Origin of the sequence: Mycobacterium sp. E2699 (genome assembly GCF_001666745.1) — a bacterium.
GTDB lineage: Bacteria > Actinomycetota > Actinomycetes > Mycobacteriales > Mycobacteriaceae > Mycobacterium.
This window is the reverse complement of the sequence record NZ_LZJH01000135.1, coordinates 56,043-80,322: the sequence shown is the minus strand read 5'-3', so window position 1 is coordinate 80,322 and position 24,280 is coordinate 56,043. Positions and strand designations below refer to the sequence as shown.

Here is a 24,280-nt window from a genome sequence, read left to right as displayed (position 1 = left end):
CGCCGCGGCCGCCGAGCGCGCCAAGCGGATTCGCTTCGGCACCGGGGTCATTTCGCTCGCCTACCACAACCCGCTTTGGGTCGCCGACCGGTTGATGCTGCTCGATCACCTGACCCACGGGCGCGTGATCGGTGGGATGGGACCGGGTTCGCTGCCGACCGATTCGGCGATGATCGGGCTGAACCCGACCGACACCCGCGAGCTGCTGGAAACCAACCTCGACATCGTCGTCCGGTTGCTGGCGGGGGAGACGGTGAGCGCGAAGACCGCCACGCACCAGCTGTTCGACGCCAAGCTGCAACTCGCGCCGTACAGCGAGGGCGGGATACCGCTGGCGGTCGCGGCGGTCGCCTCGCCGACGGGTGCCCGGCTGGCCGGCAAGCACGGCATCGGCCTGCTGTCCATCGGCGCGACGCTGGTCGTCGAAGGCTTCGACGCGTTGTCCTACCACTGGGGCATCGTCGAGGAGCGCGCCGCGGCGTTCGGCACGCGGGTCGACCGCAAGAACTGGAGCCTGGTCGGCCCCATGCATATCGCCGAGACCGACGAACAGGCCCGCGCCGACGTGAAATTCGGCATCGAGTCGTGGTTCAACTACTTCCAGAAGGTCGCGGCCTTCCCCCAGATGACCATGCCGGGCGAGCGGCTCGACGAGATGATCGACATCATCAACGACAACGGCGCCGGGGTGATCGGCACGCCGGAGCGGGCGCGGGCCCAGGTGCAGCGGCTCTGGGATCAGTCCGGCGGCTTCGGCTGCTTCCTGCAGATGGGCCACGAGTGGGCGAATCCCGCAGCCACCCGGCGGTCGGCCGAGCTGTTCGCCGCCGAGGTGATGCCGCACTTCCAGGGCCAGGCGCAGCCGACGCTGGACGCCGCAGCGCGGGCCGGGCAGGTGCGTGACGATCTGGCACAGTCTCAGCTGCAGGCCGTCGAGCACATGGCCAAGAAGTACCAGGACGAGGTCGGCTCGAAGTAGCGGCCGTGTTTTGCCCTTCGACCCGTCCAGACACCGGTCGCATGGTGGCCTAACCAGCAAACCCGCAAGTCCGGGCCCTCGAGTCGAACTGTTTGCACACCCGGCCGAAATTTTATCCGAAGCGCTCGATCGAACAATGCCATTCGTGAGCCCGGACGGGGTCACATTGCCTCAACCACCCGGCCCTGACCTTCGTCATCAATACCTGCGGAAACTGCCCGGTAATCCGTTTCGGCAAACCCCTGACCGGCCTAGAATCTTTAACTGTTCTGACGACGGAGGATCGCCGGGCTAGTGACAACCAGGGGCTAGCGAGAAGGTGGACCGACATGTCGTATGTCCTCGCTGCGCCGGAGCTGATGGCCTCTGCGGCAACGGATCTGTCCAACATCGGCTCGGCGCTGGGCGCCGCCACAGCGGCGGCGGCCCCGACAACGCGGATTCTGCCGGCGGCGCAGGATGAGGTGTCGGCGGCTATTGCGGCGGTGTTCTCCGCCCGCGGTCGGGGTTTTCAGGCGCTCGGTGCGCAGGCGGCGGCGTTTCATGACGAGTTCGCGCGGGCGCTGACCGCGGGTGCGGGGTCTTATGCCAGTGCGGAGGCGTCGACGCAGCAGCTGCTCGAAGGCGCCCAAGCGATCTCGTTGTACCCGTTGATCGGCAACGGCGCCGACGGGGGCACGGTTAACGGGGTGGGCCAGCCCGGCCAGCCCGGTGGGATCTTGTGGGGCAACGGCGGTCGCGGTGGCAATAGCACCGCCAGCTTGGTGCCCGGCGGTCCCGGCGGGTCCGCCGGCCTGATAGGGAACGGCGGACCCGGCGGCACCGGCGGACCCGGCGCGGCCGGCGGTGCCGGCGGCAGGGGCGGCCTACTGTGGGGGACAAACGGGGCCACCGGCGCCGCCGGCGCCACTATTCCCGGCCCCTTCCCTCAGCCCACAGGGGTGCCGGGGAATTGGACCATGACGTTCGACGACGAGTTCAACGGCACCACCTTGGACACGACCAAGTGGAACACCTCATGGTTGTACAACGGCGGCACCATGAACGGCGTCAACACCGTTCCCAGCGACGTGACAGTCGGCAACGGCTATCTGACCCTGACACTGTCGGACACCACACACGGCGGACTGATCAGCACGGACGTGACCCAAGGCGCCCACCCGGGCTTCCAGTTCACCACCGGGGTCGTGGAAGCGCGCATCTTTTTCCCGGGTAACGGCAGCCAGGTCTACAACTGGGGCGCGTGGTGGACTGTCGGCCACAATTGGCCGACGAATGGCGAGAACGACATCGCGGAAACGTTGCACGGTCTGGTGCAAGCCCACCACATCGACGCGACCGGCAATCCGTCCGGTGGCAACGCGGGGTATGTGGGTGGTTCTTGGCATGTCTTTACCATGCAACGGTTTACGGATCACGTCGTCTACTATTACGACGGCGTGCAAGTCGGTTCGGTGATCACCCATGAGAACGTGGCCAGTTCACCACAGTTCCTTGTCTTGAATGTCGGCCAGGGACAAGGGAGTCCGACGATGACCGGAGCGCCGGGGGCGATGCTCGTCGACTACGTCCGCGCGTGGTCGTCCCCATAGCCACACACCTGCGCGGGTGGCCGGTTCACACCAGCGCCCACACGCCGAACCAGCGCGCGAGAGTCCTTCGCAACTCAGCCAATTCGTCGGCATCGGGTGCGACCGACGACGACGCCCACGCCACGTAGCCGTCCGGGCGCACCAGCACGGCGGTGGCTGGCACCGTGCCGACGGGGCGGCCGGCGGCCACGGTGATCTGGCCGGCGATCTCGGCGGCGGCGGCGGCCGCCACCACGTCGCCTTCGGTCAGGTCGACCAGAAGCGGCCGCCCGTCGCGGGCAAGCTCCGCGATACGTCTTGTGCCGCCACGGTTTTCGACAGCGAAGTCGGGCACCCAGCGGCCGGTCAGCGGATGCGTGTCATCAGCCATGACATAACGGTTTTCCGCTCCCGAGATCAGATCGGTGAGGCGACGCACGATCGCCGGATCGGTGACCAGTTCGGAGAACAGCCGGCGCAGCGCGGTGACCTCGGGCCCGGGCCGGACGAGGGCCAGCTGGGCCCGGCTGTGCATGATGACCCGCTCGGCGGCCGGCCGGCGTTCGGCCTCGTAGGTGTCGAGCAGGGCCGGCCCGGCTCGTCCGCTGAGCACGGTGGCCAGCTTCCACCCGAGGTTCACCGCGTCCTGTAGGCCCAGGTTGAGGCCCGGTCCGCCCATCGGCGAGTGCACGTGCGCGGCGTCGCCGACCAGGATCACCCGTCCCACTTGATATTTGGCGGCGATCCGGGAGTTGATGCCGGAGAACCGACGTAGATCCAGCGGCGCGCCGGGCGATGCGGGCCGCAGCGGGATGTCTGCGCCGAGCACGCGCTTGGCACTGGCCTCCAGCTCGGCCAGACTCATCGGCGGGCCGTCGGCGACGTCGCCGTCGTCGCGGGGTTCCTCGCGAGCCGTCCTGTCGAGTTCGAAGACGATCACCGCGGCCCGGCCGCCGAGCGCGCCGAATGCGAAGACGCCCTGGTCGGCCCGATGGAACTGCAGCGGCGGAACGCGACCGGAACCCGGTATGTCGAGGCCGCCGTCGGCGTCGACCCATTCGTCCGGCGGTAGCACGTCGAAACCCATCCGGGCGACCAGGTCGTAGGACGACATGCCGGGAAAATCGATGCCGGCCAGTTTGCGGGTCATGCTGGTGCCCCCGTCGGCGCCGACCAGGTAGCGGGACCTGAGCCGGTACGGCCCGTCGGGACCGGAGACGTGGACGGTGACGCTGTCGTCGTGCTGATCGAAGCCGGTCATTCGGTGGCCCCAGCGAATATCCGCGCCGAGCCCGGCGGCGCGCTCCGCGAACACCCGGACCAGCCTGGGCTGCTGGACCGGCAGCAGGAACAACTGCGCGTCCGGCGCCAGCCCGAGGTCCAGCGGGAACGCCGCGAACATCGCGCGCGGGTTGAGCCGGGGCGGCTCGTCGGTCCCGGCCAGCGTGCCGTGCAGGCCGCGATGGTCCAGAATCCGAACCCCTTGGCCGATAATGCCGTTGGCGCGCGGTTGCGGATTGGGCCCGGGCATCGGGTCGAGCACGACGGGCCGGATCCCGGCCAATCCCAGTTCGCCGGCCAGCATCAGCCCGTTCGGGCCGGCGCCGGCGATGACGGCATCAATCACTTAGCCCAGCTTAGGAGTCGGCCGTGGGTCCGACAACCGCTCGGCCCGGTGACATCGTGCCACCTCATATGGCGCCGACAGCCGCGTCCCAGCGTGCGGCTAATGACGGGTGCGAACCTGAGCCATGACCATTCGCGCTGACCGCCGCCGGCCGATGCGGCCGATCGTTGCCGGCATCGCGGCCCTCGCGCTTTGCGGTGCCGCGGGACCGGCGCACCCGACCGATGCGACGCTGTCCGCCCCGTTCGGCGGCTTCGCCGCCGACGACGGCGATGACCAGGCGCAACAGCAGGCGCAGTTGCAGCAACAGCTGGCCCAGCAGCAGCTGCAGCAGTCGATGCAACAGGCCGAGGAGCAAAACGAACAGGCCCAGCAGCAATTCCAGCAAGACATGCAGCAGGCCCAGATCGCCGAGCAACAGGCCAACGATCCGTAGCCGGTGCGGGCCGTCGAAATCCGTTGGGCCGCAGGGCGATCCGCTACCGCGCGCCGGCCGCCTCACGCTCGGCCGCCTGAACCAGCCGGCCCGAGAAGAACCGGACCGCCCCACCCAGCGCGGCCCGCATCACCGGACCGGTCCCGCGGGCCCCTTCGACGAACTCGCCGGTCCAGCGGATGTCCGTCCCGCCCGCCGGATTCGGGGTGAAGATCACCTCGCCGAAGTAGTCCTTGGCGGGACTGGGCGGACCGACCAGCTTGTAGGCGTGCCGGCGATCCTGCTCGTAGGCGACGGTTTCCTCCTGCACCAGCAGCGGCCACACGCCGACCTTGCGGATGGCCCCGACGCCGCCCGGCGCCGGATCCCCCTGACGCGCCCAGCTCGACTGCAGGACGATGGGCTTGGCCCACGTGGACCAGTTGGCGCCGTCGGCCACCAGCCGGAACAACGTCGCCGCAGGCGCGCTGCTGGTCCGGTTGATTTCGAACGAGAACTTGCGACCCGACATGCCGCGTACCCTACCGCCAAAGGCGGCTGCCGCGGACCGGCGGTTCGAAGTAGCTAGGACCCGCGTTCGGCGAGCGCGGTCACCGTGCGGCCGTCCTCGAGTTCGACTGTAGTCAGCGCCACGGGCGCGGGAAGGTCGGCCAGCAGGCGGCCCAGGCCGGCTTCCGAGATCCGGAACAGCTCCCCACCCGCGCCGACCTGGCCGGCGTGGCGGGCGCCGAGCCGCTCGAGCCGCCGGCGCGCGGCAGCCAAGCCGAATAACGCGATCTCGCAGTCGGTTTCGACAAGGGTCGGGGATGCCACCCCGCTGAGGCGTGCGGCGATGTCGACGGCGATCTGGTCATGAAACGCCGGTACGACGACCATCACGCCGAATGAACCGCCGGCCGCCGTCGGCTCCCCGGGAACCGCGACGGCGGCCATGTCGAGCGGATTGCAGAAATTGGTGTACGTGCCCATGCGGCGGTTGATCGAATAGGGATCGGCCTGGACCTGGGCCAGGGTGGGGTGTTCGGTGGTGGTCGGCAGCAGGATCGCGTCGAACCCGGTCAGCAGGTCCGCGGCGTCGGCCCGCGCCCGTGCCAACGCGTCCAGGTCGGCGGCGAAGGCGGGGCCGGTAACCGCGCGCGCCGCCGTGATGATCGATGCCACGACGGGGTCCGCGCCGGCCGGTGCGCCGTCGAGGAATTCGCCGACGGCGGCGTAGCGTTCGGCGACCAGGGCGCCGTCGTAGAGCAGCCGGGCCGCGTCCAGCAGCACCGAGACGTCGACCGGTTCGACGGCCAATCCCGCCTCGGTGGCGCGGGAGACGGTCCGCTCGAAGGCCCCCCGGAAGGCATCGCTGAGAGAGGATAGGTTCGCGGCCTCCGGGATCGCCAGCCGCGGCTCGCGCGGTGCGGCGAGGCGAACGTCGGCGGGCCAGCGGCGGCTGCGGGGATCGCGGGAGTCGGGGCCGGCCATGACCGCCGCCGCGGCGGTGGCGAGGCCGAGGTCGGCCGCGAGCACGGAGACGGCGTCGAAGCTGGCGCTCGCCGGGACCACCCCGTGGGTGGGGATGATCCCGAGCGTGGGTTTGATCCCGACGATGCCGTTGAGGGCGGCGGGCACCCGGACGGATCCCGCCGTGTCGGTGCCGATGCCGATGTCGGCGATGCCCAGCGCCACGGCCACGGCGGAGCCGGAGCTGGAGCCGCCGGCCACCAGCTCCGGGTCGCGCGAATTGCGAACGGCGCCATAGGGACTGCGGGTGCCGACCAGGCCGGTGCCGAATTGGTCGAGGTTGGTCTTGCCGAGGACGATCGCCCCGGCGGCGCGAAGCCGTTCCACCGCGGCGGCGGTGGTCGCCGGCACGCGGGCGAATTCGGGGCAGCCCGCGGTGGTGGGCAGGCCCGCGACGTCCACGTTGTCCTTGACCGCCAGCACCAGGCCCGCCAGCGGCAGGCCCTCGCCCGAGGCGAGCCGCCGCTCGACGGCAGCGGCCTCGGCCAGCACGTCGGCCCGATCGCGCAGCGTGATCCAGACCTCGGGCCGGTCGACTTCGGTGATCCGCCGGTACGCGGCGGTCACCCGCTCGACGGGGGAGCGGCGCACCTCAGATGACATAGGGCGCGACGAGGACCATGGCGCTGGCCACCGCGAAACCGATCAGGAACGCGATGACCGTAAAGCCCATCACCTGGCGGACATTGAGCTTCGCGATGGCGAGCACCGGCAGCAGCCAGAACGGCTGAATCATGTTGGCAACCCCCTCGCCGACCGCGACCGACATCGACGTCAGCCCGAGGTAGGCCGGCGAGTGCTGGCCGATGGCGAGCGCCGAGTCGACCGCGATCGGCCCCTGCACCGCCCAGTGCCCACCGCCGGACGGCACGAACAACGAGATGAGCACCGAGCCGACGAACGTCAGGAAGGGCAGCGTGTACTGGTCGGCGCCCCGGACCAGCGCCTCGGCGAGCACCGTCTGCAGGGCCTTGCCCGACCCCGTCGGCAGATATCCCAACAGGCCGACGATCCCGCCGTACAGCGGATACTGCAGCAGCAGCGGGCCGGACACCTTGGCCGCGCCCGAGAAGGCGCGGATGAACCGGATCGGCGTACCGTGCAGCAGCGCGCTGGTGATGGTGAACAGCATGATCATCGACGAGATGTTCAGCGCGAAGCCGCTCAGCGCGAAGTACGCGATGCCCGCGGCGAAGACGATGACGTTGAGGATCCACAGGTTCTCCAACCACTCGGCGAACGTCCGCTTGCCGGTGGGCGCGACCGGTTCGGGCTCCTCGTCGAAGACGGCCGGATCCGGCTCGAGACCCTGCCGGGGCGCCATCCGCCAGATCGCGATCGCGAGCAGGGCGACCACGGCGATCACCGCGATCCAGTTGTAGGGCTGAAAAATCGTCAGGCTCAACGGCACCGTCATGCCGGTGATCTTGTGAATCACGTTGATGGGGCTGGTGGGGTCGGTGTTGGCCAGCGCGATCGACGACGACAGGCCCTGGGTCCAGACGAGGTAGCCCATGAACCCGGTGGCGATCAGGTAGCCGAAGTGCGCGCCGGACACGCGTTTCGCCACCTGCCGCGCGACCAGCGCACCGGCCACCAGGCCGAGACCCCAGTTCAGCAGCGAAAAGACCGTGCTGACGCCGAAGCACAGCAGCGCCCCCTGCACCTGGTTGGCCGGCTTACCGGCCAGCCGCACGATGGCGCGCTTGAGGATCGGCGCCTCGGCCAGCGTGTAGCCCGTCACGAGCACGAGCACCATCTGGAACGCGAAGGTGAAGATGTTCTGCGCCCCCCACACCCCGCCATACCACGCCTTGAGGACGCCCGTCGGCGTGGCGCCACGGACCAGCAGCGCAACGAGCGCGACCACGAGGAGGGTGAGGATGACCGCGAACAGATAGGGATCGGGCATGAGGCGTTCGACGTAACGGACGCACAGCTCGGTGAACCGCTGAATCAGGCCGCGTCGTGCGACCGGTCGAGCCTGTGTTGTGGTCATTGACTTTCCTCTACTCGTCCGTTGTCGAAACCCGGGGCCAAGGCAACCCCAATTTTGTTGCGAGCAGGTGAATTGTGGGGGACCCGGAGACGATGACAACCGAGGTTGCCAGTGGGTGCGGGAAATCGAGGCCCGGCACCGCGATGAGTTTCGGTGCCGACGATTGTCTATATCCGTAGTTCGATCGGACTCGGTCGACACATCATCGAAGCCCCCGCACACCGGTGCGGGGGCTTTTTGAGTTCAGAGAGGCTTGTCATGGACCCAATCGCGGGCAAATCAGTTCTGGTCACCGGGGCCAATCGCGGCATCGGCCGGGCGTTCGTGGAGGAGGCGCTGCGCAGGGGGGCGGGGCGGGTATACGCCGGCACTCGCGACCGTTCGCCGTCTTCCGACGAGCGGGTGGTCCCGGTGCCGCTCGATGTCACCGATCCGGCACAGGTCGGGGCGGCCGCCGCGACGGCCGGATCGCTGGACGTGCTGATCAACAACGCGGGCATCGCGCTCTACGACGATCTCAGCGATCCCGGGGTGCTCCAACGGCACCTCGCTGTCAACCTCTTCGGCACCTTCGCGGTGACGCGGGCCTTCCTGCCCGCGCTGATCCGTGCCCGGGGCGCCGTGATCAACAACCTGTCGGTCAACGCGGTGGCGCCCCTGCCGCTCATTCCGGCGTACTCCGTCTCCAAGGCGGCCGCGTTCAGCCTCACCCAGTCGCTGCGGGCGTTTCTGGCTCCGCAGGGCGTGCGGGTGCACGCGATGTTCACCGGACCGGTCGACACCGACATGACCCGGGCGCTCGACATCCCCAAGGCGACCCCGCGGTCCGTGGCCGCCACCGTCTTCGACGCGCTGCAACGCGGCGAAGAGGACATCTTCCCCGACCCCGTGTCGCAATCCATCGCCCAAGCCTGGCAGGGCGGCCCGGCCAAGGAACTGGAACGCCAGTACGCCCAACTGCTCGCGACGGCGCCGCCCGTCACGGCGCACGCGTGAAACCCTAAGGAGCACAAGATGAACGACCTATCCGGCACGACCGCCCTCGTCGTCGGCGCAAGCCGCGGCCTGGGCCGGGGCATCGCGCTGGCCACCGCCGATGCCGGCGCCTCCGTGATCGCCGTGTCCCGCAGCGCAACGACGTTTCCCCGGCCGAGCGGCGCCGGCAGCATCGAGGCGGTCGTCGCCGATGCGGCCGACCCCTCGGTGCCCGGCGGCCTCCTGGACCGACACGACCCGCACCTTCTGGTGCTGGTCGCCGGGGCGACGCCGCTGATACGCCCGCTCCAGCACCACACCTGGGAGACGTTCTCGGCCAACTGGAACACCGACGTGCGGATGGCCTTTCATTGGCTGCGCGAGGCCCTGCTCAAACCGCTGCGACCCGGCAGCACGGTGGTGGTGGTCAGCAGCGGTGCGGCGCTGGCCGGCTCGCCGCTCAGCGGCGGGTACGCCGGCGCCAAAGCCACCCAACGCTTCATCGCCGGGTACGCGCAAGAGGAGGCGGACCGCGCCGGCCTGGGCATCCGGTTCACCGCGCTGCTGCCCCGGATAACCCCGCTGACCGAACTCGGCCGCCCCGCCGTGCGGGCGTACGCGGCCCGCGGGGGCCAATCCGAGGAGGAATATGTCAGGCAGCTCGGCGAACTGCTCAGCCCGGAGTCGGCCGGGGCGGCCGTCGTGGAGCTGGCACAGGCGGACACCGCCGGCGTTGCGCCCAGCTACCTGCTGACCGGCGCCGGGCTGCAGAAGCTCGCGTGAAAAGTACTGCACCACAGCAGAAAGGGCTAGAGATGACCATGCAAACACCGCCCATCGTGTCGGCCCCGGAGTGGGAGGCCGCGCGCGGGCGCCTGCTCGTCAAGGAGAAAGAGCTCTTCCGCGCGCGGGACGCGCTGGCGGCTCAGCGCCGGCGCATGCCGTGGCTGCCGGTGGACAAGCCCTACCAGTTCGACGGCCCCGACGGGCGGGTCAGCCTGCTGGACCTCTTCGGTGGACGGCGCCAGCTGATCGTCTACCGGGCATTCCTGGAACCCGGGGTGGACGGCTGGCCCGACCACGCCTGCCGCGGCTGCTCGATGATCGCCGATCACGTCGGCAACCTGGCGCATCTGAATGCCCGCAACACCACGCTGGTGTTCGCTTCCCGCGCCGGCCAGCCCGACATCGCGCGCGTGAAGGCCCGGATGGGGTGGCACATGCCGTGGTACACGATCACCGACGACTTCGACCGCGACTTCGGCGTCGACGAGTGGCACGGCACCAACGCGTTCATCCGCGACGGCGAGCGGGTGTTCCGCACGTACTTCATCAACAACCGCGGCGACGAGGCGCTCGGCACCACGTGGAGTTACCTGGACATGACCGCCCTTGGGCGACAAGAGGATTGGGAGGACTCACCGGACGGCTACCCGCAGGGCCCCGCGTACGCGTGGTGGAACTGGCACGACGCCTACGGCGACCAGCAGCCGCAGTGGTGGGACGAGCCCGACCCGGGCGAGCGCAACCCCAACGATCCCCGGCCGGCGCGCCGCGACTCGTGAAAGGCTGAGTGCATGCGGGACGCCAGCGTCGACGACTTCGCGCAAGTCGCCGAGCGGTACCGGCCCGAGTTGCGGGCCTACTGCTACCGCATGCTCGGATCCGTCGACGAATGCGAAGATCTGGTGCAGGACACCTACCTGCGGGCGTGGCAGGCCTACGACAGGTTCGAGGGCCGATCCTCGGTCCGGTTGTGGCTCTACAAGATTGCGACGAACACGTACCTGAACGTGCTGCAGACGCGCAAACGGCGCCCGCTTCCCTCCGGTCTCGGCGCCCCGGCCGACAGCCCGGCCGTCGCGCTGGCCCCGGCCCAATCCGACATTCCCTGGCTGCAGCCCGCGCCGGACAGCCTGTTGTACGGCGCCACCGACGATCCCGCCGTGGTGGTGTCCCTGCGCAGCAGCGTCCGCTTGGCGTTCGTCGCCGCCCTGCAGCATTTGTCACCACTGCAGCGGGCGGTGCTGGTGCTGCGCGACGTATTGGGTTGGCCGGCAGGCGAAGTCGCGGAGATGCTGGAAACGTCCACCCCGGCCGTCAACAGCGCCCTGCAACGCGCCCGCGCGCGATTGGCCGAGGCCGGTCCGGCGCTCGACGAGCTCGGCGAACCCACCGAGCCCGAGCTGCGCGACGTGCTCGACCGCTACATGTCGGCCTTCGAGCACGCCGACGTCGACGCATTGGCTCAACTGCTGCGTGCCGACGTCGAGCTCGAAATGCCGCCCATTCCCACGTGGTTCACCGGTCGCGATGCGGTGTGCGCATTCCTGGCGCGGGTCGTGCTGCACACACCGGGGCAATGGCGGCTGGCGCCCACCCGGGCCAACGGCGCCCCGGCTTTCGCCATGTACCGGCGAGCTCCGGACGGGTCTTTCCGAGCCCACGGCCTGGACGTGCTGTCGCTGACCGCCGGTCGCATTTCACGCATCGTCGCCTTCAACGAGGCAACACTGGTCGCCAGGTTCGGGCTGCCCGAGGCGTTCACCGCACCGCCGGGGTGAGGGGGCGGACCGTGTCCGATCCCGACGAACTGCCCGTGCTGGCCGAGGCGACGCGGTACCTCTTCGGCAGCCTCCTCCTGGTTCGCGGGGCCGACCTGTCGGCGCCGACGCCCTGTCCCGACTGGGACTTGCGCCGCCTGCTGTTCCATGTCCGGACGTCGTTGGCGGATGCCGCCGCGGTGCTGGCGGCGCGCGCCCCCGACCCGGCCCCCGTCCCCTCCGATCCCGTCGCCGCGGCGCGGTCCGGGATCGTCGACTTTCTGATCGCGTCGACCGCGCTACCGACGACGGGCCGGTGGTGCGAGATTCGGGGCCGAACCCTGCCCGCCAAAACCGTTGTCCTCGTGGGGGCCATCGAGATGACCCTGCACGCGTGGGATATCGGCCAGGCGTGCCGAAACGATCGGCCCATCCCCCCGGAGATCGCCTCGACCCTGTTGTGGCTTTCGCCACCGCTGGCCCGGGCCGACCTGGCCGGGCAGGTGTTCGCCGAGCCGCTGCCGGTACCTGCGACGGCCACACCGAGCGACCGGCTGCTCGCCCTCTTCGGCCGGCGACGCCCTCCGGGATAGCCGCGGACGCGCGGTCCCGAGCGCCGTACGGCGGCACCGACCGGCGGCGCCGGGCACCTAGACTGCGCTCATGAATTGCGGTTCCCGAGACAGCACCGCGGCTCCAAAGGGCCTGCTACTGATAGAGGACTGCCTGGACGCCGACGGCGAGGTGGCGTTGCCGCCGGGCACCACCCTGATCTCCCTCATCGAGCGCAACGTCGCCAATGTCGGTGACGCCGTGGCCTATCGCTACCTGGACTACGCCCGCTCGGAAGGGCACACCCTCGAAGTGACCTGGGCCCGGTTCGGGATCCGACTGCGGGCCATTGGCGCGCGGGTGCAGCAGTTCGCCGACGACGGCGACCGGGTGGCGATCCTGGCACCGCAGGGCATCGACTACGTCGCCGGCTTCTATGCCGCGATCAAGGCGGGCACCATCGCCGTGCCGTTGTTCGCGCCCGAACTGCCCGGTCACGCCGAGCGTCTGCAGACGGCGCTGCGCGACTCCCGACCCGCGGCGGTCCTCACGACGGCGGCCGCCGCGAACGCGGTGGAAAACTTCCTGGACAGCCTCCCGGACCTGAGGAAGCCGCGCCTGATCGTCATCGACGAGGTACCCGACTCGGCGGGGGAGTTGTTCGTCCCCGTCGAACTGGACATCGACCGCGTCTCGCACCTGCAGTACACCTCGGGCGCGACGCGGCCACCGGTCGGCGTGGAGATCACCCACCGTGCCGTGGGCACCAACCTCGTGCAGATGATCCTCTCGATCGACTTGCTGGACCGGAACACCCACGGCGTCAGCTGGTTACCGCTCTACCACGACATGGGTCTGTCGATGATCGGCTTTCCCGCGGTGTACGGCGGACACTCCACCCTGATGTCGCCCACCGCTTTCGTCCGCAGGCCGCTGCGCTGGATTCAGGCCTTGTCCGCCGGGTCGAGGCAGGGCCGGGTGGTGACCGCGGCGCCGAACTTCGCCTACGAGTGGACCGCGCAGCGCGGCCTGCCCGCCCCGGGCGACGACATCGACCTGAGCAACGTGGTGCTGATCATCGGCTCCGAACCGGTCAGCATCGACGCGATCCGGACCTTCAACAAGGCCTTCGCGCCATACGGGTTGCCGCGCACCGCGTTCAAGCCGTCGTACGGCATCGCGGAGGCGACCCTGATGATCGCGACCATCGAGCCGTCGGCCGAGGCATCGGTCACCTGTCTCGACCGCGAGCAATTGAGCGCCGGTCACGCGGTGCGCATCGAGGCGGACGCCCCGAATGCCGTGCCCCAGGTGTCGTGTGGCCGGGTTGCACGCAGCCTGCGGGCGATCATCGTGGACCCCGAAACCGGATCCGAACTGCCCGACGGGGATATCGGCGAGGTCTGGCTGCAGGGCGACAACGTGGGCCGCGGGTACTGGGGGCTGCCCGACGAGACACGGCGGGCGTTCGGCGCCACGCTGCGGTCGCGGCTGGCGGAGGGCGGCCACGCCGACGGCGCGAATGTCGGCGGTGCCTGGCTGCGGACCGGCGACCTGGGCGTGTACCTCGACGGCGAGCTGTACATCACGGGCCGAATCGCGGACCTGGTCACCATCGCGGGCCGCAACCACTACCCGCAAGACATCGAGGCCACCGTCGCCGAGGCGTCGCCGATGGTGCGCCGTGGCTACGTGACCGCGTTCGCCGTGCCGGCCGACGATGACGGCCGGCGGCTGGTGATCATCGCCGAGCGCGCCGCCGGCACCAGTCGCGCGGATCCCCGACCGGCGATCGAGGCGATCGGCAACGCGGTGGCGCGCCGGCACGGTGTGCCGGTGTCCGACGTGCGTTTCCTGCCGGCCGGCGCCATCCCGCGCACCACCAGCGGCAAGCTGGCCCGACGGGCCTGCCGCGCCCAATACCTCAGCGGCACACTGGGAGTGCACTAGGGAGCGGGAGTCGCCCTTGCCGGAGGGCGCCGGGGTGGCATCCTGGCGGTGTGGGTCTGCTCATCCGATTGGCGGAGCTCCTGATCGTGATCCTGCCGCTGACAGGCATGGTGATCGCCGCGGTGCGCGCGTTCACCGCCAACAAGCGGCGCGCCGAAGAGCCGAACGATGTGGGTCGAACGCGTCCCACCGAAGCGGTGAGCGCCTCGGCCGGCAATTCCAATAGCCAAGCGGCGCAATGGCGTTCGCTCCGTCGCGTCATCGACGAGCACGGCCGCACCGACGCGCGGTGGCTCTCCTACGAGCTCGACGTCGCCAAGCTTCTCGACTTCCCGCTGATGACCGACATGCGCGATCCGCTCACGATCGGTTTCCACAAAGCCAAGCTGCGAGCGGACTTCCTGCGCCCGGTGAAGGCCGAAGACCTCCTGGACGATCGGGAGACCGCGGCTCGCTATCAGGCCGCGGTCGAGGACTACGTCACCGCCTTCAACGTCGCCGAGGCCGAGGCGATGCGCAGGCGCCGCAGCGACTTCTCACCGGACGGCCGGCAGCGGATCGCGCGGGCCCAGAGCCTGTTGCGGGTCGCTGCGGACCCCGCCGCCGCGCCACAGGAGCGCCAGCAGGCCTTCGACCTGGCCCGCAAGGAACTCGACGGCCTCGTCGTGTTGCCGTCCACGACGCGGGCCAGCATCGAGCGCGGAATCTCCGGTCAGCTGGAGGGATGACTTTCGCCTCTTATCGGCGCCCGCGCCTCAGAAGAATCATGAGGGCATCAACCGATCGCCTAGGAGCACGCCGTGATCGACTACGACCTGGACAGCGCGCACAACATCCTGCTGGTGCGCCCGGAGTCCGCACTCGACAAGAACGACTTCACCGAACTCGCCAAGGCCGTCGACCCGCAAATCGAGGCCAACGGCGACCTCGCCGGCCTCATCATCAGCGCGCCGACGTTTCCCGGCTGGGACAGTTTCGGCGCGCTGGTCACCCACCTCCGCTTCGTTCGGGACCACCACAAGCACATCAAAAAGGTCGCGGTCGTCACCGACTCGCACCTCGGGGATGTGGCCGAGCATCTCGGCTCGCACTTTGTGTCGGCCACGATCCAGCACTTTCCCGCCGGGCAGGTCGAGCAAGCGCGCGAGTGGATTGTCGACGGCTCGTAGGCCGAGGGTAGCGTTCTACGGCCCCCACAACGGGGTGATCAGGGGCAGCAGTATCCGCCGTCGATGACGATGTCGGAGCCGGTCATGTAGCTGGACGCCGCACCGGCCAGGTACACGTACAGGGCGCTGAGTTCTTCGGGCCGGCCCAGGCGGCCCATCGGTATCTTCGGCTCCCACAGGGCGTGGTTCTCCGCCAACGGCTCGACGAGCTCGGTGAGGATGTAGCCGGGGCTGACGCTGTTGACCCGGATGTGGTGCGGCGCAAACTCGACGGCCATGGCCTTGGTCAGGTGGATCACCGCCGCCTTGGAGGCGCAGTAGTGGCCGACCTGCTGCGGGACGTTGATGATGTGGCCCGACATCGAGGCGGTGGTGATGATGGACCCGCCGCGCCCTTGCCGGACCATCGCCCGCGCCGCGGCCTGAGCGGTGAGAAAGACGCCCGTCACGTTGGTGTCCTGGATGCGCTGAAATTCTTCCGGCGGCATGTCCAGCATCGGTGTGACGGTGATGATCCCGGCGTTGCACACCGCGACGTCGATGCCGCCCAGCTCCGCGATCACCCGGTCGACCATTGCGTCGACCTGGTCGGGCCGCGTCACGTCGCAGGCGACCGGCACGGCCCGGCCACCCGCCGCGGTGAGCTCGCCGGCAACCCGCTCCAAGCGCTCGGAATGTCGCGCCGCGATTGCCACCTCCGCGCCGGCTTGGACGTAGGCCAGCGCGACCTCCTTGCCGATGCCGCTGGACGCCCCGGTCACCAGAGCCCGCTTGCCGTGCAAGTCGAACAAGTTCAGCACGCTCATCGAAATATCCCCATTCAGACCAGTCACCTATCACCGAAACACGTTCTAGTGTGTCCGCCATGGGCAAATTCAGCAGGGCCGAAATCGAGCAAGCCGTCGCGAACTACACGGCCGTCGTCGAGGAGTGCAGCTCCTCGGGCGACTGGCGACCCTTTGCCGATCTCTTCACCGAGGACGTCGTCTACACCGAGCACCACTACGGCGTCTTCCACGGCCGGGAGGCGGTGCGGGACTGGATCGTCGCGGTGATGGCGCCGTTCCCGCACATGCGTTTCCCCAGCGACTGGATCGCCTACGACGACGAGAACGACGCCGTCGTCGTCATGATCAGGAATCTGCTCGACCACCCGACCGACCCGAACGGCGAGCCGTTCTGGTTCCCCAACTGGACCCGGCTGGTCTACGCCGGCGACGGCCTGTTCTCCAGCGAGGAGGACATCTACAACCCCAACCGCGACGCGCCGCGTGTCGTCACCGCCTGGCTGCAGGCAGGCGGCCAGTTCGCCTCCGACAAGTTCTTGCAACCCCAGGCGTAGCAGGCTCCCTGGGCGGCCGCCGGGCGTGCAACCTGCGACGATTCAGCGGCGTGTCGCGTCGTGAAATTCACTGTCGGCGCTGACGCGCCTCCGCGACCGGACGGCCCTGAGCGCCTGGTCCCAGGCCAGCAGCGCGGTGGCCTTCAGGTGGGCCGGCTTGACGCTGTCCCTGGACAGCAGCGCCGTGGCGGCGGCTTTGGTGGTCGCCGACGCTTTCGACATGTGGCCGGAGTCGAACGGCGGCTGCGGGTCGTATTCGATCGCCAGCTGGATCGCCTTGGCGCGGCCCTCGCCGCCGATCTGCCCGGCCAGCCACAGCGCCAGGTCGAGCCCGGCGGACACGCCCGCACAGGTGACGATGTCGCCCTCGCGCACGATCCGCTCGTCGGCGACCGGGGTGGTGCCGAACGCCTTCAGCGCGGCAAGCGCGAGCCAGTGCGACGTGGCGCGGCGGTCCTTGAGCAGACCGGCGGCCGCCAGGATCACCGAACCCGTGCACACCGACGTCGTCCAGCTCGCGGTTCGGTGCGCGCGACGCAGCCACTCGAGCAGCGCGTCGTCCCGCGCGTGCACCGGGGTCGACGGGCCTCCGGGCACCAGAATCACGTCGGGGGAAGGGGTTTCGGCCAGCGAGTGGGTGGCGCCGATGACCAGCACGCCGGAGTCGGCGGTGATCGGCCCGGGTTCGTGCCACACGAATCGCACGTCGGCGCCGGGCAGGTTGCGCAGCACCTCGTACGGGCCGATCATGTCCAGCGCGGTGAAGTCCGGGTAGGTCACGATTGCGATCTGCGTCATGGTTGGTGTCCTTTCTCGATCAGGCGAAGGCCTTGCGGTATTGATCCGGCGAAATGCCGACGCGACGAATGAAGTTGCGCCGCATCGTTTCCGCGGTGCCGAAGCCGCACCGGGCGGCGATGGCGACGACGGTGTCGTCGGTCTCCTCCAACTGCCGGCGCGCGGCTTCGGTCCGGATGCGTTCGACGTAGTGGCCCGGCGCCTCACCCACCTCGTCTGTGAAGACACGCGTGAAATGGCGCGGGCTCATCGCCGCGCGGCGGGCCAGGTCCCCGATGCTGTGCTGCCCGCCCGGTTCGGCCTCGATGGCCTCCTGCACCTCGCGGATGGAGCTGCGTTTGGCGCGCGGCATCCACACCGGCGCCGCGAACTGGGTCTGCCCACCGGGGCGGCGCAGGTACAGCACCAGCCAGCGGGCCACCGTCTGCGCGACCTCGGTGCCGTGGTCGTCCTCGACCAGGGACAGCGCCAGATCGATTCCGGCGGTGACGCCCGCGGCCGTCCACACGGTGTCCGAGCTGCGGACGAAGATCGGGTCCGGATCGACCTCGACCGCCGGAAACTCGCGGGCCAACCGGCCGGCGAACGCCCAGTGCGTGGTGACCCGCCGGCCGTCCAGCAGCCCCGCCTCGGCGGCCAGGAACGCGCCCGTGCAGACGCTGACGACGCGGCGGGCGTTCCCGGTGACCCGTTTGATCCAGCCCAGCAGCTCGGGATCGGACCGCGCCGCGTCGACGCCGCCGCCGCCGGGCAGCACGACGGTGTCGAGGGCGTCGCTCGGGTCGGGCAGCGGCTCGGTCAAAAAGGCCAGGCCGGTGGCGGTGGTCACCGGCCGGCCGTCGACCGACGCCAGGACGACCTCGTACCCGCCGCCGGTCAGCAGCGACGCACCGGAGAACACCTCGTGGGGTCCGACCACGTCGAGCGCCTGAACGCCGGGGAAGCCGGCGATCACAACCCTGCGAGCCATGCACTCAGTCTCGGCCAGACACCGTTATGGCGTCTACGCCCGGTACCCCACGAATTAGGACATGGCGACCTGGCCCCGGGCCGCCCCACCGGGCTTGGCAGACTGTGCCCCATGGCACAGATAACCTTGCGTGGAAACCCGATCAACACCGTCGGCGAGCTTCCTGCCGTCGGATCCCCGGCCCCGGCCTTCACCTTGGTCGGCACGGACCTGGGCGCGGTCAGCAACGACCAGTTCAGCGGTAAGCCCGTGGTGCTGAACATCTTTCCGTCCATCGACACACCGGTGTGCGCGACGAGCGTGCGGACCTTCAACCAGCGTGCGGCCGCCAGCGGCGCGACGGTTTTGTGCGTGTCGAACGACCTGCCGTTCGCGCAGGCGCGGTTCTGCGGCGCCGAGGGCATCGAGAACGTCAAGACCGGCTCGGCGTTCCGGGACAGCTTCGGCCAGGACTACGGGGTCAGCATCGTCGACGGCCCGATGGCCGGGCTGCTGGCGCGCGCGGTGGTCGTAGTCGGCGCCGACGGCAACGTGGCGTACACCGAGCTGGTGCCCGAGATCGCCCAGGAGCCCGACTACGACGCGGCGCTGGCGGCGGTCGGCTGACGCCGGCCATTCGCACCGTCGGCGGTCATCGGCCGCGCGGGTCGATCAGGTCGCGGAAGCCCGCCGCGGGATAGACGGAGGCGCCCAGCGTCGCGACCCGATCGGTCAGGCCTTTGTCCGATGTCACCACCCGGATGGCGTGCGGGCGCGCGTCGGCCCGCACCAGCCGGACGATCTGGTCGTCGGCCGAGTCCGCGGCCGGCCTGGGCGCGTAGGCGACCTCGATCACCGACGATTCGATGGCGGTCGCCGGCGGGCGCTCGAACACCACGGTCACGCGCTGTCCTTGCCTCGCCGCCCACTGGTCGAGTTTGTCGACCAGCGCCACCATGGCGCGGCCGCGGTCCTTCCACCACCCGTCGGGGCGGCTGCCGATCACGTTCATGCCGTCGACGATCCAGCGCACAGACACACGGTAGGCCACACCGCTTGCGGGGCAATCATTTCCACACCAACTGCGCGAGGCTGAACAGGACGAGCACCGTGAGCGTCAGCAACTGGGGCCACGGTCGCCACGGCGCATCCTGGATGGCGTAGGACATCTCCTTCAGCGGTGACGTCGGCGGCGGGGCGGCGCGCTCGGGGCCCACCGGCCGGTGGAACCGGTGGAAGTACAGCTGGATCAGCGTCGCGCCGACCCACAGCCCACCCAGAAAGCTCACGGACTCGACACCGCGCCACAGCAACAGGGCGGCGATCCCCAGGGTGAAGGCCATCAGCACCACGTCGGACGTGTCGGTGGCCGAGGCCTTGCCACCGTACTGTTTGTCCAGCAAGGCGCGCCGTCTGCGGTAGGGCAGCGCGAAGAAAGCGAACTTAGTGATGATGTGCAGGCCAAGCACTATGGCGACGACGGTCGCGATGGTATTAAGAACGGTCACGGGTATCAGTTTTCTCCACGATAGGAACCGACAATGACGTCGATTGCGGACACGGACGATCGGGTGGTCGCACTGGCCCGCGGCATGCGCGACCTGGTGCGGGCCGAAGCCGCCGAGTCCGAGCGGGCGCGCACGCTCACCCCGGCGATCGTCGACGAGATGTGGGCCAGCGGGCTGATGTCCTCCTTCAATCCCGTCGCGGCCGGCGGCGTGGAGCCGTCGTTCGCCGAGATGATCGAGACCTGGATCGAAATGGCTTGGCAGGACGGATCGTTCGGGTGGATCGGCATCGCCAATCTGCCGTCCTCGTTCGCCGCCGCGGCATACCTGCCCGACGAGGGGTTCGCGGAGGTGTTCACCGCGCACGACAACCGCGTCACGCTGGGCGGGCAGTTCTTTCCCAACGGCCAGGGCAACGCGGTCGACGGCGGCTACCGGGTGACCGGGGCGTGGAACTTCGGCTCCGGCATCGGCCACTCCGAATACGTCGCGGCCGGGTTCCTACCGATGGACGACGGCGAAATGCGGTGGATCAGCGAGGGCTTTCCCGAGATGCGCGTCGCGGTGATCCCGCGGGAGCAGATCAGCTTCGACGACGGCTGGCACGTGCAGGGCCTCAAGGGAACCGGCTCCTACGACTACAGCGCCCAGGACGTGTTCGTGCCGTCCAGCCGCACCTTCGAGCTGTTCGTCCGCAAGCCCTACCGCGGCGCGTCGCCGGCCACCCGGATGGGGCTGATGCCGGTGACCGCCGCCGGTCATGCGTCATGGGCGCTCGGTGTCGCCAAGAGCATGCTCGACGACGTCCAGGAACTTGCCGCGACGAAGTTCCGGATGAGCGACATGGCCTCGCTGGCCAGCCGCCCCACCTTCCAGAAAGGGCTGGCGCACCACCGCGCGGCCTGGCGCGCCGCACGCCTGCTGGTGCGCGACGCGTTCACCACCGCCGAGGCCGCCGTGGCGGCCGGCGACGACCTGACCCCGGCCCTGCGCGCCGACATGCGGGTGGCCGCCGTCTATGCGACCGACACGGCCCGGGCCTGCGCCGAGTGGGCGCACCTGGTGGCGGGCACCAGCTCGATCCGCGAGGGCAGCCGCCTGGAGCGCGCCTTCCGAGACATGTACACGGGAACCCAGCACGCCTTCATCAGCGAGAAGGTGGCCATCGACGCGGCCCAGATCTGGCTGGGCATCATCGACGATCAGCCGGGGCTATAGCAGGCGCTCGCCGGATTCCGGCTCGCCCGGATTCTCGCCCTCGGTGCCGTCGCGCTCCTCGTCGACTTTCGACGCGAGCCCCGGCGCGATCTGAGCACAATGCGCAAAACCGGGTAATCGTCGCTTAATTCGACTATCGCCCACAAGCGAGACACCCATGGTGCCGCGCCGTAACTTCGGTTCCAGCAGATAACCGAATTGACCGCACGATCGCCGCGTGAAGCCCGAAATGCAGTTCCTGCGAATAACTTTCGTCCAGTTGCTGGCGCGCCACGGCACGACATTGCGGCATGACACAGAACGGGGTCGGGGAAGATGGTCGCACTGGGAAGCATCAACGGGTGGCAGCCGGGCGAGGGGCCGGTCGTCACGTGGCGGGCCTCGGCCGCGGCGCGCGCGGCGGCACTCAACGCGCCGCGCAGCGACCTGGCGCCGAGTTACCAGCGGGCCCGCCACCTTCGGGCCGCCCACGACGCCGCGGGGCGGGGCGCGCAGCTGCCCCGGCTGATGGTCGTGGCGTGGGACATTCCGGGCGAATGTGACATCCCGGCGATGACGGCGACGATCAACGCGCACGTGCGCCGTCACGACGCCTACCACGACTGGTTCCAGCTCGAGGACGGCGTCATCGTCCGCCGCACGATCGCGGACCCCATGGCCATCGACCTGGTGCCCACCGAGTACGGCTACCTGGACGCCGAACAGATTCGCACGCACGCCCTGACGACAACGCCGGGGACGCTCGAGTGGGGCTGCTTCACGTTCGGCATCGTTCAGCACGCCGAGTACTTCACCTTCTACGCCAGCGTCGACCATCTGCACATCGACGGGATGTCGGCCGGCCTCATCTTCTTCGACGTCCACATGACCTACCAGCACCTGTCACAGACCGGGGCCGAGGCCGTCGCGCTCCCGCAGGTCGCGAGCTACCGCAGCTACGCCACGCGCCAGCGCGACGGACTCGCGGACCTGACGCTGTCCTCGCCGGAGGTCAAGGCCTGGATCGACTTCGCGCGCGACACCGGAGGCGAGTGGCCGACCTTCCCGCTCCCGGTCGGTGACGGGGCCGGCAACAAGGGCACCTTCGTGACGGTCGACCTGCTGGACGCCGCGGACACCGAGTCGTTCGAGATCGCCTGCCACGCGGCCGGCTCCCGGTTCAGCGGGGGAGTGCTGGCCTGCGCTGCCTTCGCGGAGCACGAGTTCACCGGCGCCGCAACGTATCACGGGTTCACGCCGTACGACACGCGCACGCCGGGCGTCGACTCGATGACCGTGGGGTGGTTCGCCAACCTCGTCCCGGTCAGCGTGCCGATCTGCACCGCCACCTTCGCCGAGGCCGCCCGGGCGGCGCAGGACTCGTTCAACGCCGCCAAGGCCCTCGCCGACGTGCCCGTCGAGCGCGCGCTCGAGCTGGCAGCTCCGCTCGAATTGGGCATCGAACCACCCGACCACCGCGCAATGATGGTGTCCTTCATGGACTTTCGGAAGATCCCCGCCTTCAGCCTCTTCGAGGAGACCAACTGGGGCACCTACGCCGACAACCTGTCCCACGGCGGAATCAACCTGTGGATCAACCGTCAGACCGACAAAACCACCGCCACGATCTCGTTCCCGGACAACGCGGAGGCCCGCAAGTCGGTGCACCGCTACCTGGCGGCGCTGACCCAGGCGTTCTCCTACGCCGTCAACTCCACCTCGGAGTGGACGGATGTCGTTGCGCACCACGCCAACACGGGCCAAGGCGTGCCCGTCATCAGCCTCTGACAAACCCCTGAAAGGACCAAGAAAATGACCAACGTACTCGACCTGTTCGACCAGACCATCTTCCGCTTCGAGGAGGCGACCGGTGTCACCAGCGTGGGCCAGTGCGTCTGGGTGTACAACCGCGCCGTCGACCTCGACGGCCTGCGCCGGTTCCACCGGCACCTGCAGCGGGGCCGGCTGGCGCGCCGCATCGAACGCTCGCCCCTGCCGTTCGGCCGCCACCGCTGGGTCGCACCCGCCGACGAGCCCGAGCTCGAGATCGTCGCGACGCCGCGGCCGCGCGAAGAATTCGACGCCTGGCTGCGCGAGCAGGCGGCGACCCCGCTGGATGCCGAGCGCGGACCGGGGTTCCACCTCGCGGTGCTCCCGTTCACCGACGGCGGCGCGGGCGTGAGCCTGGTCGCCCTGCACAGCCTGGCCGACGGCATGGCCGGCTGCCTGGCGGTGGTGGAAGCGGCCTGCGGCTACGACAGCGCCATCGACTGGCCCGCGGCCGGCTCGCGCCGGCGGTGGCAGGCCCTGCGCGAGGACGCCCGCCAAACCGCGCGTGACCTGCCGGGCATCCGGCGCGCGGTGAAAGCCGCGGCGAGCGCGGCCCGACGCGCCCGGCGCGAGGGCGGCGCCGAACAGGCCGGCCCCACCGCCGCGCCGCCCACCGGCGTGGACGAGCCCATCACCATCCCCACGGCGACGGTCTTCCTCGACGCCGACGAGTGGGACGCCCGCGCCGAGGCGCTCGGGGGGACCAGCAACGCGCTGCTCGCGGGGCTGGCGGCCCGGCTCGCCCAGCGAGTGGGACGGGTTGGCGCCGACGGCTCGGTCACCCTGGCGATCCCAGTCAGCGAGCGCACCGCCGACGACACCCGCGCAAACGCCGTCGCGAACGTGGACGTCACGGTCGACCCCGCGGCCGCGGCGACCGACCTGCGGGAGATCCGCGCCGCGATCAAGCGGGCGCTGATGCACCGCCGGGAGGCGTCGGACGAGCGGGAGGCGCTGCTGCCCCTCGTTCCGCTGCTGCCCAAGCGGATCGCCAAGCGGTGCGTGGGCGTCGCCACCGGAACTGCGACCGGCGTCGTCTCCTCCAACCTCGGCGCGGCGCCCGCGGAGGTCAACCGGCCGGACGGAACCGACGCGGACTACGTCTCGGTGACCTCGCTGTACCCGGGCATGACCAAGGCGACGATGGAGCGCATCGGCGGAGTGCTGGCCCTGCTGTCGGCGCGCGTGCACGGGCAGGTCTTCATCTCCGTCCAGGCCTACCAGCCGGGACGGCAGAACTCCAAGAACGCTCTGCGGCAAGCCCTTTCGAGCGCACTGGACGACTTCTCACTCAACGCAACCAGCGGCTGGCCGGCCCCCGTAGCCGCGGCCCGATAGACAAAGGA

Annotated in this window: 26 protein-coding genes; 16 read left to right on the top strand and 10 right to left on the bottom strand. The window is 69.7% G+C overall.

Annotated features, from left to right (window positions below; translation table 11 throughout):
• The coding region (locus A5696_RS23310) for an LLM class flavin-dependent oxidoreductase (RefSeq protein ID WP_067883353.1) at positions 1-979 on the top strand (979 nt) is incomplete at its 5' end.
• A gap of 329 nt (positions 980-1,308) precedes the next feature.
• Positions 1,309-2,571 (top strand): PE domain-containing protein, encoded by a 1,263-nt coding sequence (locus A5696_RS23305; RefSeq protein WP_067883352.1) that lies wholly within the window; start codon positions 1,309-1,311, stop codon positions 2,569-2,571.
• Positions 2,572-2,596: 25 nt separating this feature from the next.
• Here A5696_RS23305 and A5696_RS23300 read toward each other — a convergent pair whose 3' ends face one another.
• Entirely contained in the window at positions 2,597-4,177 is a 1,581-nt protein-coding gene (locus A5696_RS23300) for an FAD-dependent monooxygenase (RefSeq protein ID WP_067883351.1), read from the bottom strand.
• A gap of 124 nt (positions 4,178-4,301) precedes the next feature.
• Here A5696_RS23300 and A5696_RS23295 point away from each other — a divergent pair, with 124 nt between their 5' ends.
• Positions 4,302-4,613, top strand: coding sequence for a hypothetical protein (locus A5696_RS23295; protein WP_067883350.1), 312 nt, complete (start codon positions 4,302-4,304; stop codon positions 4,611-4,613).
• Between the two features lie 43 nt (positions 4,614-4,656).
• Here A5696_RS23295 and A5696_RS23290 read toward each other — a convergent pair whose 3' ends face one another.
• Genes A5696_RS23290 through A5696_RS23280 form a run of 3 tightly spaced genes read right to left on the bottom strand, consistent with a single transcriptional unit; the run spans position 4,657 to position 8,121 of the window.
• Positions 4,657-5,124 (bottom strand): SRPBCC family protein, encoded by a 468-nt coding sequence (locus A5696_RS23290; RefSeq protein ID WP_067883349.1) that lies wholly within the window; start codon positions 5,122-5,124, stop codon positions 4,657-4,659.
• A 53-nt stretch (positions 5,125-5,177) separates the two neighbouring features.
• On the bottom strand, positions 5,178-6,725 hold the full coding sequence (locus A5696_RS23285; protein ID WP_082969114.1) for an allophanate hydrolase: 1,548 nt from the start codon (positions 6,723-6,725) through the stop codon (positions 5,178-5,180).
• Positions 6,715-8,121 (bottom strand): TIGR00366 family protein, encoded by a 1,407-nt coding sequence (locus A5696_RS23280; protein WP_067883347.1) that lies wholly within the window; start codon positions 8,119-8,121, stop codon positions 6,715-6,717. Before A5696_RS23280 ends, A5696_RS23285 begins: the two co-directional genes overlap by 11 nt.
• Before the next feature lie 258 nt (positions 8,122-8,379).
• Here A5696_RS23280 and A5696_RS23275 point away from each other — a divergent pair, with 258 nt between their 5' ends.
• From A5696_RS23275 to A5696_RS23240, 8 genes are all read left to right on the top strand, one after another.
• Positions 8,380-9,117: an SDR family NAD(P)-dependent oxidoreductase gene (locus A5696_RS23275; protein WP_067883346.1), complete on the top strand. Its 738-nt coding sequence runs from the start codon at positions 8,380-8,382 to the stop codon at positions 9,115-9,117.
• Positions 9,118-9,135: 18 nt separating this feature from the next.
• Positions 9,136-9,879 carry an SDR family NAD(P)-dependent oxidoreductase gene (locus A5696_RS23270; RefSeq protein WP_067883345.1) on the top strand — a complete coding sequence of 248 codons (744 nt, stop codon included), beginning with the start codon at positions 9,136-9,138 and terminating at the stop codon, positions 9,877-9,879.
• Positions 9,880-9,917: 38 nt separating this feature from the next.
• A complete protein-coding gene (locus A5696_RS23265; protein ID WP_067883363.1) occupies positions 9,918-10,661 on the top strand; it encodes a DUF899 domain-containing protein in 744 nt (247 codons plus the stop codon).
• A gap of 12 nt (positions 10,662-10,673) precedes the next feature.
• Positions 10,674-11,660, top strand: a complete 987-nt coding sequence (locus A5696_RS23260; protein WP_067883344.1) for a sigma-70 family RNA polymerase sigma factor — start codon at positions 10,674-10,676, stop codon at positions 11,658-11,660.
• A gap of 11 nt (positions 11,661-11,671) precedes the next feature.
• The gene (locus A5696_RS23255) at positions 11,672-12,232 is read left to right on the top strand and encodes a maleylpyruvate isomerase N-terminal domain-containing protein (RefSeq protein ID WP_067883343.1); all 561 of its coding nucleotides are present in this window, start codon (positions 11,672-11,674) and stop codon (positions 12,230-12,232) included.
• Between the two features lie 70 nt (positions 12,233-12,302).
• On the top strand, positions 12,303-14,141 hold the full coding sequence (locus A5696_RS23250; protein WP_067883342.1) for a fatty acyl-AMP ligase: 1,839 nt from the start codon (positions 12,303-12,305) through the stop codon (positions 14,139-14,141).
• 50 nt (positions 14,142-14,191) lie between these two features.
• On the top strand, positions 14,192-14,869 hold the full coding sequence (locus A5696_RS23245; protein WP_067883341.1) for a hypothetical protein: 678 nt from the start codon (positions 14,192-14,194) through the stop codon (positions 14,867-14,869).
• A gap of 72 nt (positions 14,870-14,941) precedes the next feature.
• Complete coding sequence (locus A5696_RS23240; protein WP_067883340.1) at positions 14,942-15,310, top strand: STAS/SEC14 domain-containing protein; 369 nt, start codon at positions 14,942-14,944, stop codon at positions 15,308-15,310.
• 38 nt (positions 15,311-15,348) lie between these two features.
• On the opposite strand, the gene A5696_RS23235 is transcribed toward A5696_RS23240, so the two are convergent.
• Positions 15,349-16,116, bottom strand: coding sequence for an SDR family oxidoreductase (locus tag A5696_RS23235; RefSeq protein WP_067883339.1), 768 nt, complete (start codon positions 16,114-16,116; stop codon positions 15,349-15,351).
• A gap of 59 nt (positions 16,117-16,175) precedes the next feature.
• Between A5696_RS23235 and A5696_RS23230 the strand changes: the two genes are divergently transcribed.
• A complete protein-coding gene (locus A5696_RS23230; protein WP_067883338.1) occupies positions 16,176-16,652 on the top strand; it encodes a nuclear transport factor 2 family protein in 477 nt (158 codons plus the stop codon).
• 42 nt (positions 16,653-16,694) lie between these two features.
• Here the strand turns inward: A5696_RS23230 and A5696_RS23225 are convergent, their stop codons facing one another.
• Together A5696_RS23225 and A5696_RS23220 are read right to left on the bottom strand one after the other, a co-directional pair.
• A complete protein-coding gene (locus A5696_RS23225; protein WP_067883337.1) occupies positions 16,695-17,450 on the bottom strand; it encodes a DJ-1/PfpI family protein in 756 nt (251 codons plus the stop codon).
• 19 nt (positions 17,451-17,469) lie between these two features.
• Positions 17,470-18,420 carry a GlxA family transcriptional regulator gene (locus A5696_RS23220; protein WP_067883336.1) on the bottom strand — a complete coding sequence of 317 codons (951 nt, stop codon included), beginning with the start codon at positions 18,418-18,420 and terminating at the stop codon, positions 17,470-17,472.
• Between the two features lie 111 nt (positions 18,421-18,531).
• Between A5696_RS23220 and tpx the strand changes: the two genes are divergently transcribed.
• Positions 18,532-19,026 (top strand): thiol peroxidase, encoded by a 495-nt coding sequence (gene tpx / locus A5696_RS23215; protein WP_067883335.1) that lies wholly within the window; start codon positions 18,532-18,534, stop codon positions 19,024-19,026.
• Positions 19,027-19,051: 25 nt separating this feature from the next.
• On the opposite strand, the gene A5696_RS23210 is transcribed toward tpx, so the two are convergent.
• Together A5696_RS23210 and A5696_RS23205 are read right to left on the bottom strand one after the other, a co-directional pair.
• Positions 19,052-19,432, bottom strand: a complete 381-nt coding sequence (locus tag A5696_RS23210) for an NYN domain-containing protein (protein ID WP_067883362.1) — start codon at positions 19,430-19,432, stop codon at positions 19,052-19,054.
• Positions 19,433-19,466: 34 nt separating this feature from the next.
• Positions 19,467-19,907, bottom strand: a complete 441-nt coding sequence (locus tag A5696_RS23205; protein WP_067883334.1) for a hypothetical protein — start codon at positions 19,905-19,907, stop codon at positions 19,467-19,469.
• A 33-nt stretch (positions 19,908-19,940) separates the two neighbouring features.
• Here A5696_RS23205 and A5696_RS23200 point away from each other — a divergent pair, with 33 nt between their 5' ends.
• A complete protein-coding gene (locus A5696_RS23200; protein WP_067883333.1) occupies positions 19,941-21,125 on the top strand; it encodes an acyl-CoA dehydrogenase family protein in 1,185 nt (394 codons plus the stop codon).
• Here the strand turns inward: A5696_RS23200 and A5696_RS27790 are convergent.
• The gene (locus A5696_RS27790) at positions 21,120-21,404 is read right to left on the bottom strand and encodes a hypothetical protein (RefSeq protein ID WP_156738555.1); all 285 of its coding nucleotides are present in this window, start codon (positions 21,402-21,404) and stop codon (positions 21,120-21,122) included. The genes A5696_RS23200 and A5696_RS27790 overlap by 6 nt on opposite strands.
• A 36-nt stretch (positions 21,405-21,440) precedes the next feature.
• Between A5696_RS27790 and A5696_RS23195 the strand changes: the two genes are divergently transcribed.
• Positions 21,441-22,892: a condensation domain-containing protein gene (locus tag A5696_RS23195; RefSeq protein ID WP_067883332.1), complete on the top strand. Its 1,452-nt coding sequence runs from the start codon at positions 21,441-21,443 to the stop codon at positions 22,890-22,892.
• Between the two features lie 24 nt (positions 22,893-22,916).
• Positions 22,917-24,272 (top strand): hypothetical protein, encoded by a 1,356-nt coding sequence (locus A5696_RS23190; RefSeq protein ID WP_067883331.1) that lies wholly within the window; start codon positions 22,917-22,919, stop codon positions 24,270-24,272.
• The last annotated feature ends 8 nt before the right edge of the window (positions 24,273-24,280 follow it).

Excerpts from the sequence above, each read along its gene's own strand:
- A5696_RS23285 (WP_082969114.1), bottom strand. The coding sequence starts at position 6,725 with ATGTCATCTGAGGTGCGCCGCTCCCCCGTCGAGCGGGTGACCGCCGCG.
- A5696_RS23290 (WP_067883349.1), bottom strand. The coding sequence starts at position 5,124 with ATGTCGGGTCGCAAGTTCTCGTTCGAAATCAACCGGACCAGCAGCGCG.
- A5696_RS23220 (WP_067883336.1), bottom strand. The coding sequence starts at position 18,420 with ATGGCTCGCAGGGTTGTGATCGCCGGCTTCCCCGGCGTTCAGGCGCTC.
- A5696_RS23280 (WP_067883347.1), bottom strand. The coding sequence starts at position 8,121 with ATGACCACAACACAGGCTCGACCGGTCGCACGACGCGGCCTGATTCAG.
- A5696_RS23295 (WP_067883350.1), top strand. The coding sequence starts at position 4,302 with ATGACCATTCGCGCTGACCGCCGCCGGCCGATGCGGCCGATCGTTGCC.
- A5696_RS23195 (WP_067883332.1), top strand. The coding sequence starts at position 21,441 with ATGGTCGCACTGGGAAGCATCAACGGGTGGCAGCCGGGCGAGGGGCCG.
- A5696_RS23260 (WP_067883344.1), top strand. The coding sequence starts at position 10,674 with ATGCGGGACGCCAGCGTCGACGACTTCGCGCAAGTCGCCGAGCGGTAC.
- A5696_RS23200 (WP_067883333.1), top strand. The coding sequence starts at position 19,941 with ATGACGTCGATTGCGGACACGGACGATCGGGTGGTCGCACTGGCCCGC.
- A5696_RS23250 (WP_067883342.1), top strand. The coding sequence starts at position 12,303 with ATGAATTGCGGTTCCCGAGACAGCACCGCGGCTCCAAAGGGCCTGCTA.
- A5696_RS23190 (WP_067883331.1), top strand. The coding sequence starts at position 22,917 with ATGACCAACGTACTCGACCTGTTCGACCAGACCATCTTCCGCTTCGAG.
- A5696_RS23230 (WP_067883338.1), top strand. The coding sequence starts at position 16,176 with ATGGGCAAATTCAGCAGGGCCGAAATCGAGCAAGCCGTCGCGAACTAC.
- A5696_RS23270 (WP_067883345.1), top strand. The coding sequence starts at position 9,136 with ATGAACGACCTATCCGGCACGACCGCCCTCGTCGTCGGCGCAAGCCGC.
- tpx (WP_067883335.1), top strand. The coding sequence starts at position 18,532 with ATGGCACAGATAACCTTGCGTGGAAACCCGATCAACACCGTCGGCGAG.
- A5696_RS23305 (WP_067883352.1), top strand. The coding sequence starts at position 1,309 with ATGTCGTATGTCCTCGCTGCGCCGGAGCTGATGGCCTCTGCGGCAACG.
- A5696_RS23265 (WP_067883363.1), top strand. The coding sequence starts at position 9,918 with ATGCAAACACCGCCCATCGTGTCGGCCCCGGAGTGGGAGGCCGCGCGC.
- A5696_RS23275 (WP_067883346.1), top strand. The coding sequence starts at position 8,380 with ATGGACCCAATCGCGGGCAAATCAGTTCTGGTCACCGGGGCCAATCGC.
- A5696_RS23225 (WP_067883337.1), bottom strand. The coding sequence starts at position 17,450 with ATGACGCAGATCGCAATCGTGACCTACCCGGACTTCACCGCGCTGGAC.
- A5696_RS23235 (WP_067883339.1), bottom strand. The coding sequence starts at position 16,116 with ATGAGCGTGCTGAACTTGTTCGACTTGCACGGCAAGCGGGCTCTGGTG.